General features: G+C 70.6%; 1 protein-coding gene. It reads left to right on the top strand.

The annotated features are described in order from the left end of the window. Nucleotides 1-108: 108 nt before the first annotated feature. Complete coding sequence (locus ACT53Q_RS00175; RefSeq protein ID WP_476184648.1) at nucleotides 109-10458, top strand: SDR family NAD(P)-dependent oxidoreductase; 10350 nt, start codon at nucleotides 109-111, stop codon at nucleotides 10456-10458. Nucleotides 10459-10582: the final 124 nt, after the last annotated feature.

The following is a 10582-nucleotide window of genomic DNA, read 5'->3' as shown; positions in this document are numbered from 1 at the left end:
GCGGACGATGCCGGCGGGCAGGGCGGTGGCCATGCGATCTCGCGTTTTGACACGCCTGCACAGCGCGGCAACCCGGGGTCTGGAATGACGACGAAGCGGAACACGGACATGACTCGACAAGACATTCTGCGCGCCCTGCAGGCCAGGACGATCACCCCGGAGCAGGCGAAGGCGAGGCTCGAAGCGTTGGCCCGGGACGGCGAAGCGCCGCAGCCGCAGACGCCGCCGGCACGGCAACCCGATGCCGCACGCGAACGCGTCGCGATCGTCGGCATGTCGGGCCGCTACCCCGGCGCCGCATCGCTCGACACGTTCTGGGACCTGCTGGCCGAAGGCCGCTCCGCGGTGCGCGCGATCCCGCCGTCGCGCTGGGATGTCGAGCGCTACTACGATCCGCGTCCGCAGCAACCGGGCAAGGTCTACTGCCGCTGGCTGGGCATGCTCGACGACGTCGAATCCTTCGATCCGCTGTTCTTCGGCATCTCGCCGGCGGAAGCAACGGTGATGGATCCGCAACACCGGCTGTTCCTGCAGGAAAGCTGGCGCGCGTTCGAGGATGCCGCCCTTGCGCCATCGGTACTGGACGGCGCGCGCTGCGGCGTCTACCTCGGCATCATGAACAACGAGTACGTCAACCTGTGCCAGCAGGCCGGCGCGGGCCTCGGCGAGACGACCGGCAACAGTGGCTCGATCGCCGCGGCACGCATCGCGTACCAGCTCAACCTGAAGGGGCCGGCGATCGCGATCGACACCGCGTGCTCGTCGTCGCTGGTCGCGACCCACCTGGCCTGCCAGGCGCTGCTCGCGGGCGAGATCGACCTGGCGCTGGCAGGCGGCGTAACGCTCTACCTCACGCCCGAAAGCTACATCAGCATGTGCGACTCGGGCATGCTGTCCGCCTCCGGTCGCTGCAGTGCCTTCGATAACGGCGCCGACGGCTTCGTGCCGGGCGAGGGCGTGGGCGTGCTGGTGCTCAAGCGGCTGCGCGATGCGATCGCGGCCAACGACCGCATCCATGCGGTGGTGCTGGGCTCCGGCATCAACCAGGACGGGCGCACCAACGGCATCACCGCGCCCAGCATCCGCAGCCAGATCGATCTGCTGCGCGACGTCCACAAGCGCCACGCGATCGACCCGGCCACGATCGGCTACGTCGAAGCGCACGGCACCGGCACGAAGCTGGGCGATCCGATCGAGTTCGAAGCGCTGGTCACCGCCTTCCGGGAATCGACCGACGCCGTGCAGTTCTGTGCGCTCGGCTCGGTGAAGAGCAACATCGGCCACACGTCGGCCGCGGCGGGCGTCGCCAGCGTGCACAAGGCGGTGCTGTCCCTGCGCGAAAAGCGTCTCGTGCCGACGCTGCACTACACGCAGCCGAACGAACACTGCGCGTTCGACGGCTCGCCCTTCGTGGTCAACACCGCCTTGCGGGAATGGACGACGCTCCCGGGACAGGCGCGTCGCGCGGCAGTCAGTTCCTTCGGTTACAGCGGCACGAATGCCCATGTGGTGCTGGAGGAATGGAACGAGCCGGTTGCGACGCCGACCGCGGACGCCGAGCCGCAACTGTTCGTCGTCTCCGCCCGTGGCGCGGAGGAACTGAAGGCGCAATGCGCGGCGCTCGCGCGCTTCCTCGCGCGCGAGACGGGCCTGCCGCTGGCCGATGTCGCCCACACGCTGCAGGTCGGGCGCGCGGCCTTCGATCACCGCCTCGCGTTCGTCGCCACCACGCACCACGAGGCCATCGCGAAGCTGGAAGACGCACGCGAGGGACGCAGCGCAGACGGCCTCTTCATGGGACGTCTCACGGCGCTGATGCGCGAGACCGCGAACGACGCGGCGCCGCTGCCGATGCCGGCGTTCGTGACCGCCGGTTTCCTGGCGGAACTCGCGGCGCAGTGGGTGCGCGGCTTCGAGCCCAAGTGGCGCGATCTGCCGCGGACCGGGCGCGTGCGTCTGGCGCATCTGCCGACGTATCCGTTCGCGCGCGAGCGTTGCTGGGTCGATGCGGCTTCCGATGCCGGCAGCCTGTCGGCGTCGGCCGTGGCATCGGTTTCTGCGGAGACTGCGCCTGCATCGCTCGACCACCTCGAACTGCTCGTGCCCGACGCCGAAGCCGTGCCGCTCCCGCAACAGGCCATCGCCGCGGATGCATGCGTGGCGATCGTCGGTGCCACCGATGCGCAGATCGCGGCCTTCGCGCGCGTCTGGCCGCACGCGATCGCGCTGCCGGCACCTGCGCCCGATCGCATCGACGCGTGGACGGACTCGCTGCGCGCCGCCGGCCGCATCGACCAGGTCCTCTGGTTCGCGCCGGAGGCCGGCGATGCCTCGCAGGACGCCCTGTTGACCTACGAACGCGGACGCCTGCCGGTGCTGGCCTGCTTCCATGCGCTCAAGGCCCTGTTGGCGCAGGGCGGCGGCGACGCGCGCCTGCAGTGGACGCTGGTCACCCGCGATGCGCGGAATGATCCGACCCATGCCGCGCTGCAGGGGCTGGTGGCGAGCGCGGTCAAGGAACATCCGGACTGGACAGCGGCGCTCGTCGACCTCGGTCGCGACGACGCGCTGCCGGTCGAACGCATCGCTGCGATCCCCGGCGATGCGCAGGGTCGCGCCTGGCTCCATCGCGATGGCCAGTGGACGCGCGAGTGCCTGCGCAGCGTGGAAGCGCGCCCACAGGCGGAGCGTGCGTTCCGACGCGATGGCGTGTACGTGATCATCGGCGGCGCCGGCGGCGTCGGCGAGGTCTTCACCGAACACCTGCTGCGCCGCTACGGCGCGCGGGTCGTGTGGATCGGCCGGCGTCGTGCGGACGAGGCCATCGCCGGCAAGCTGGCGCGGCTGGCCGCGTTCGGCCCGACACCGCTGTACCTGCAGGCAGACGCGACGGACGCAGTGGCGCTGGCCGCCGCGCGCGACGTCGCGCTGCGGACGTTCGGCGCGATCCACGGCGTGATCCACTCGGCGATCGAACTGCATGACCGCAGCATCGCCAGCCTCGACGCCGCGCACTTCGAGCAGGCGTTCGCGATCAAGGCGCGGATCGCCGCCAACGTCTTCCGCACGTTCGCCGATGACGCGCTCGACTGCGTACTGCTGTTCTCGTCGCTGGCGAGCTATTCGCGCGAGGCGGGGCAGAGCAATTACAGCGCGGGCAGTCTCTACCAGGATGCGCTGGCCCGGCAGATGGCGCTGCGCTTCGGTCGCCCCGTGAAGACGATCAACTGGGGCTTCTGGGGCGCGATCGGCGCGACGGCGGCGATGTCTCCGCTCGTGCGCGAACGCTTCGCGCAGGCCGGTGTCGGCGCGCTGCAGCCCGACGAGGCCATGGCCGCGGTCGAGATCCTGATGCAGTCCGGCGTCCCGCAGATGGCGGCGCTGCATCGCCTCACACCAGTCACGTACGACACCGCCGCATCCGAAGCGGTTTCCGCAACTGCATCCGCCCCCACATCCACGACACACGACACGGTGGCCACCATCGACATCGACGCCCGGGCGCTGGAAGCCCACGTGAAGGACACGCTGCTGACGCAGCTGGCGACCACGCTGAAACTCTCGCCGGAGCGCATCGATCCCGACGGCGCCTTCGCCGATTACGGCGTGGATTCGATCAGCAGCGTGCGCATCGTGCGCGCGCTCAACGAGGCGCTCGGCATCGAACTGGCGGGCACCAGCCTCTTCGACCACAGCTCGGTCAACAAGCTCGTTCGCCACATCCTGCAGGAGGGCGATGCGTCGCGCCTGCAGGCCGCGGCCGCGGCATCCCGCGCGCCGCAACCGGCGCAGCATGTCGTGCCGGCATCGCCTGCCGTCGACGAGGTTCGCTCAGCAGCGGATGCGACCGTATCCATGGCACCGGCCGGCCCCCGCGTCGCGGCGATGACCGCGCCCGGCCCGATCGCCGTCGTCGGCATGAGCGGTCGTTTCCCGAAGTCGGACGATCTGGATGCCCTGTGGATGCATCTCGCCGCGGGCCATGAAGTGACCGAACCGATCTCGCGCTGGCCGGTCGACACCTCATCACTGCCGGAGAACGTCCGCGTCTGTCCGCGCGGCGGATTCCTGAGCGACATCGACCTGTTCGATCCGCTGTTCTTCAACATCTCCGGCACCGAAGCGACCTACATGGACCCGCAGCATCGCCTGCTGCTGGAGTCGTGCTGGCACGCGCTGGAAGACGCGGGCTACGCCGGCGAAGGCATCGCCGGCGCGCGCTGCGGCGTCTACGTCGGCTTCAACGGCGGCGACTACGGCGAACTGCTGCAGGCGCAGCCGTCGCTGCCGCCGCACGCGATGTGGGGCAACGCGGCGTCGGTGCTGTCCTCGCGCATCGCCTACCACCTCGACCTGCAGGGGCCGGCGATCACGCTGGACACCGCGTGTTCGAGTTCGCTGGTCGCCGTGCACCTGGCCTGCCAGGGCCTGTGGACCGGCGAAACCGACATCGCGCTCGCGGGCGGCGTGTGGATCCAGTGCACGCCGGGCTTCCTGATGTCGTCCAGCCGCGCCGGCATGCTGTCGCCGACCGGCCAGTGCCGCGCCTTCGCTGCGGGCGCGGACGGTTTCGTGCCGTCCGAAGGCGTCGGCGTGGTCGTGCTCAAGCGCCTGCAGGATGCGCTGGACGCGGGCGATCACATCCACGGCGTGATCAAGGGCAGCGCCATCAACCAGGACGGCGCGAGCAACGGCATCACCGCGCCCAGCGCCGCCGCGCAGGAGCGGCTGGAGCGGCACGTCTACGCCATGTTCGGGATCGATCCCGCGGACCTGCAACTGGTCGAAGCGCACGGTACCGGCACGATCCTCGGCGATCCGATCGAGGCTTCGGCGCTGACGCGCGCATTCCGCCACTACACCGATCGCAAGGGCTTCTGCGCGCTGGGCTCGATCAAGACCAACCTCGGCCACACCGGCGCCGCGGCCGGCGTCGCGGGGCTGATCAAGGTACTGCTGGCGCTCCGCCACCGGCAGATCCCGCCGTCGCTGCATTTCGAGGCGCCGAACCCGCACATCGCCTTCGCCGACAGTCCGTTCGTCGTCAACACGACGCTGCGCGACTGGCCCGCGCCGATCGGGCGTCGCCGTCTCGCGGCCGTGAGTTCGTTCGGGCTGAGCGGCACGAACGCGCACATGGTCGTCGAAGAGGCGCCGGCACGATCCGTCGCCGCGTCCGCACCGCGTCCGACGCTGCTCGTGGTCTCGGGCTATCGCGAGGAAGACCTGCCCGCGCAGATCGATGCGCTCGCCGCGCACCTCGAACGCGAGGCCGCGACCATCGATCTCGACGCCGTCGGCTTCACGCTGGCGATCGGTCGCCGCCATCATCGCCATCGCATTGCGCTCGTGGCCGACTCGGCGATCGAAGCGACCGCCGAACTGCGCCGCTGGCGTGCCGGCACGCCGTCGCGCGTGATCGCTGCCAGCATCCTCGGCAACGACGCACGCGCCGCGCTGTCCGCGCAGGCGCAGCGTGCCGTCGAAGCGCTGGCGACCGCGTCGGGCGACGCCCGACGCGCGCAGGCGCTGTCGGACATCGCGTCCCTGCATGTGCAGGGCGCGGCACTCGATTTCGCGAAGCTGTTCGACACCCGGCGACGCGTGCCGCTGCCGCTGTACCGGTTCTCGCGCAAGCGCTACTGGGTGCCGGACCCGGCGAAGGTCGTGGAAACGAAGGCGGCGGAGCCCCGGGCATCGATCGCGCCTGTCGCCACGTCGGCAGTACCGTCGTCTGCGCCTGCAGCGGCCATCGTCGCCACTGCGCCGACCGCCAGGGTGGCCCCGCATGCCGCGCCGCTGCATCCGTTCGTGCATGCGGCCGTCGGTGATGCCTCGACGGGCGTCCATCGTTTCGCCACGCACTGGACCGGGCAGGAGTTATTCCTGCGCGATCACGTCGTGCAGGGCGCACCGATGCTGCCCGGCGCGGGCTGTCTCGAAATGGTGCGCGCCGCGGCCGGCCTGGCGTATCCGGAGCAGCGCGTCCGCCAGTTGCGCAACGTCGTGTGGCTGCGGCCGCTCGCGGTCGCCACGCCGGTGGACCTGGAGATCGTGCTGGAACCCGCGCCGTCGGGCGACATCGCCTTCCGCGTGCTCGGCGCCGGCAGCGCGACGCCGCACTGCCAGGGACGCATCGCGATGGCCCCCGCGGCGCAGCCCGCGGCCGCACCGGCCATCGACATCGGTCTGGTGCGCACCCGCTGCGATGCGCGCGTGCTCACGACGCAGGACTACTACGCCGTCTTCGATCTGATGGGGCTGCATTACGGCGAGGGCTATCGCGGCATCCAGCGCGCGTTCGTCGGCGAGGACCAGATCCTCGCGCAGCTCCGGCTGCCCGACGTGATCGCAGCCACCGAGTCGGAGGATATGGAGGATTCGGCGTTCCAGCTGCATCCCAGCCTGCTCGACAGTGCGCTGCAGGTGTCGATCGGCTTCGAGATCGGCGTCGTGCAGCCCGGGGACGGGCAGGGCGAGCAGCGCTCGCTGATGCTCTTCGCGCTCGACAGCATGGAGATTTTCGGACGCTGCACGTCGCAGATGTGGGTGTGGATCCGTCGCGACCGCCGGCAGGCCAGCCACAAGCTCGACGTCGACCTGTGCACGCCGAGCGGGCGCGTCGTCGCCCGACTGCAGGGCGTGACCTCGCGCGAGGCGGGCGCTTCCGCACGACCCGCGCAGCCGATGCCGACGCAAGTCGCCGCGCCGCGCGTCGCGCCGCAACCCCCGGCCGCCGTCGCGAGCGTGCCCGCAACGTCGCCGGCCGCGGCTGTCGAGGTCGAGACGGACGACGTGCGGGTGGGCGCATTGACGCTCGCGCCCGCGTGGGAACCGGCCGTGCCGCCCGAGGGCGAGCGCTGGCCGGTCGGGACGGCGGCGGTCGTCGTCATCGGCGACAACGAGGCGCAGTACGCGCAGCTCAAACGTCATTACCCGCGCGCCCGGCGCGTGTCCGGCGCGATCGCCGACACGGTGGATCGCGCGGCGGAAGAACTGCGCGGCCTCGGCAGCATCGACCATCTCGTCTGGCTGCTGCCGGACACGGGCTTCACGTCGATCGACAGTGACGGCCTCGTCGTCGGCCAGCAGCGTGGCGTGATGGCCGTGTTCCGTCTCGTCAAGGCGCTGCTGCGGCTGGAGTACGCGAAGAAGCCGCTGGGCCTCACCTTCGTCACCAGCAGTGCGCAGCCGGTGTTCGAGGACGAGGCGGTGGATCCCATGCACGCCGGCGTGCACGGTCTGGTCGGCACGCTGGCGAAGGAATATCCCGGTTGGCGCGTGCGGCTCGTGGACGTGCAGCCGGGCCCGCGCTGGCCGTGGCAGGACATGCTGGCGCTGCCGGCGGACCCCGACGGCAACGCCTGGGCGCATCGCTTCGGTCGCTGGCACCGCCAGCGCTGGGTGCCGTGCCGCATGCCCGAGCCGGAGCAGAGTGCGTTCCGGCACGGCGGCGTCTACGTGATCATCGGCGGTGCGGGCGGCATCGGTGAAGCCTTCAGCGAATACCTGATCCGTCGCCACGCCGCGCAGGTCGTGTGGATCGGCCTGCGCAAGCGCGACGAGGTGATCGAGGAGAAGATCGACCGTCTGGCGAAGCTCGGGCCCGCGCCGCACTACATCTCGGCCGATGCGACCGACGCGCTGGCACTGGAGCGGACGAGCGCCGACGTCGAGCGTCGCTTCGGCACCATCCACGGCATCGTGCACGCAGCGCTGCTGATGGCCGGCGATCCGCTGGAGCGCATGGACGAACAGCGCTTCTGGCGCGGGCTGGCCGCGAAGATCGAGGTGTCGGTGCGCATGGCACAGGCCTTCGCGCACCTGCCGCTGGACTTCGTGCTGTTCTTCTCGTCGATCCAGGCGCTGGAAAAGACGCCGCGGCAGGCCAACTACGCCGCGGGCTGCACGGTGGAGGACGCCTTCGCCGCGCGGCTCGCGCACGACTGGCGCTGTCCGGTGCGCGTGGTCAACTGGGGCTACTGGGGCAGCGTCGGCTTCGCCGCGATCTCCAGCGGCTACCGCAACTGGATCGCGCAGGCCGGCATGGGATCGGTCGAACCCGCCGAGGGCATGGCCGCGCTGGAACGCCTGCTCGCCGGTCCGTTCCGCCAGCTCGCCTTCCTGAAGACGAAGCGCGCCGACGCGCTCCGCGGCGTGCATTTCTCCAACGATCGCGTGTCGCGCATCGAGAACACCGCGCCCGTCGTGCTGCTCGACACGCCCGTCGACACCGACATCGACAGCCTGATCGGCCAGGGCCTGCCCGAAGCGTTCGAGACGCTGATCCTGAAGCTGCTGCGGCACACGCTCGCGGGACTCGGCGTGTTCGCGGACGGCGGTGCATCGTCTCCGTCGAATGGCATCGTCCCGCAGTACCAGCCGTGGCTGCGGCACACGCTCGACCTGCTCGCCGAACGCGGTCTCGTCGTCGAAGGCGAGGACGGCTGGCGCATCGCCGGCCCCTCGGCGGACGTGTCGCCCTGGGATGAGTGGGACAGCGCCGCGCCGGCGTGGCGCGCGAATCCGGAAACCGCGGCACCGGTCGCGCTCGCGGAAGCGACGCTACGCGAACTCGATGCCGTGCTGAGCGGTCGACGCCAGGCCACCGACGTGCTGTTCCCGAAGGCCTCGCCGCATCTGGTCGAAGGCATATATCGCGACAGTCCGGTGCCGGATTTCTTCAACCGCGTGTTGAGTTCGGTGCTGGTCCGCCACATCGAACGCCGTCGCCGCGTGGACCCGGATGTCCGCCTGCGCATCCTGGAGATCGGCGCGGGCACCGGCGGCACGACGACGCCGCTGGTGAAGGCACTGGCGCCGTATGCGGATGCCATCGCCGAATACCGTTTCACCGATCTGTCGAAGGCGTTCGCGGTGGCCGCCGAGCGTGAATTCGCCGAACGCGCGCCGTACATGCAGTACGGCAGCTTCGACGTGGAGCGTTCGCCGGCGTCGCAGGGCATCGGCCTCGGCGAATTCGACATCGTCGTCGCCGCGAACGTGCTGCACGCGACCCGCGACATCCGGCGCACGCTGCGCAACGCGAAGGCGACGCTGAAGCGCAACGGCATCCTGCTGGTCAACGAGGTCTGCGCGACCAGCCTGTTCGCGCACGTCACCTTCGGCCTGCTCAAGGGCTGGTGGCTGTACGAGGACGCGCACCTGCGCATCCCCGGCTCGCCGGCGCTGTCGCCGGCGTCGTGGCGCAGCGTGCTGACAGAGGAGGGGTTCGAGGCGATCGGCCTGCCGGCCGAGAACGCGGCCATCCTCGGGCAGCAGATCGTCGTCGCCCGCAGCGACGGCTGGCTCCGCCAGCCCGCGATCGCATCGTCGTCCGCGCCTGCGCTCACTGCCGCAAGCACATCGTCGGCGTCGAACATCGCGGCGAAGCCGTCGGTGCCAGCACCGGCACCTGCGGCGCCAGCGCCCGTGGCCGCGGCCCCCGTCGATCGCGCGGGAGCGGCGATCCGCCGCATCGTGCGCAAGACGCTGGCGACCACGCTCGACATCGACCCGGCCGCGATCCGCGACGATGCGCCGCTGACCGACTACGGCCTCGATTCGATGCTCGCGGTGCAGGCGGTGGAAGTCCTCAACACCACGGCCGGCACGTCGCTGACCACGACCAGCCTGTTCGACTACCCGAGCATCGACGCTCTGGTCGCACACCTGCTGTCGACGTCGGGCATCGCGGTCGAAGCCGTCCCGGCCGAGGCGCCGTCGCAGCACACGGCACCGCCTGCCGCCGCAGCCACGCCGCGACCGGCGGCACCCGCGCGGACGGACACCGCGCAGGCCCTGGCGCGCGGCATCGCGCAGGCGCTCGTGGACATCGCCGGCATCGACGCCGGGGACATCCGCGGCGATGTGCCGTTCACCGACTACGGCGTCGATTCGATGCTCGCCGTGCAGATCGTCGAAGTGTTGAACCAGCGGCTGTCGGTCGAGCTGACGACCACCAGCCTGTTCGACCATCCGACGATCGATGCGCTGGTCGCGCATCTCGCGGGCGGCGAGACCGCGATCGATGGCGACGGCGGCTTCGACCTCGGCGTCGCGATCGCATCGGCACCGCCGGCCCCGGCCATGGAGACCGCGCCACCGGTGGCGCGCGCGAAACCTGCATCGTCCGGCGGGGTGCTGCGCACGCAGGTGCTGCAGTCGCTGGCCGAGGTGCTGGAGATCGACGTCGCCGAGATCGATGCGCAGACGCCGTTCACCGACTACGGGCTCGATTCCATGCTGGCCGTGCAGTGGGTGGAGCGGCTGAACCAGTCGCTGCAACTGGAACTGACGACGACCAGTCCGTTCGACCATCCGACGCTCGATGCTCTGATGACGCACATCCTCGCCGGTCGCGACGACGAGGCGTCGCCCGTCGATGCGGCCATCCCCGAGCCGGCAGCGGCCGCGCAGGCGAAGCGGCGTCCGCAGCCGATGAGCTACACGATATGACCGCCGCAATGCCCGCATGCGAAACGGGCGGGGCAGGGACGACGTCCATGGACGTCGTTCCCGCTCTGCAATTACCATGGGTACGGGGTGGCCGCGCCGTCCCGCAGGAGCGTACGGCGCCCGC

This window comes from Lysobacter sp. DMC97 (assembly GCF_056313745.1).
The sequence above is the reverse complement of the archived record's forward strand: the minus strand, read 5'-3'. Positions and strand labels throughout refer to the sequence as shown.

Excerpts from the sequence above, each read along its gene's own strand:
- ACT53Q_RS00175 (WP_476184648.1), top strand. The coding sequence starts at position 109 with ATGACTCGACAAGACATTCTGCGCGCCCTGCAGGCCAGGACGATCACC.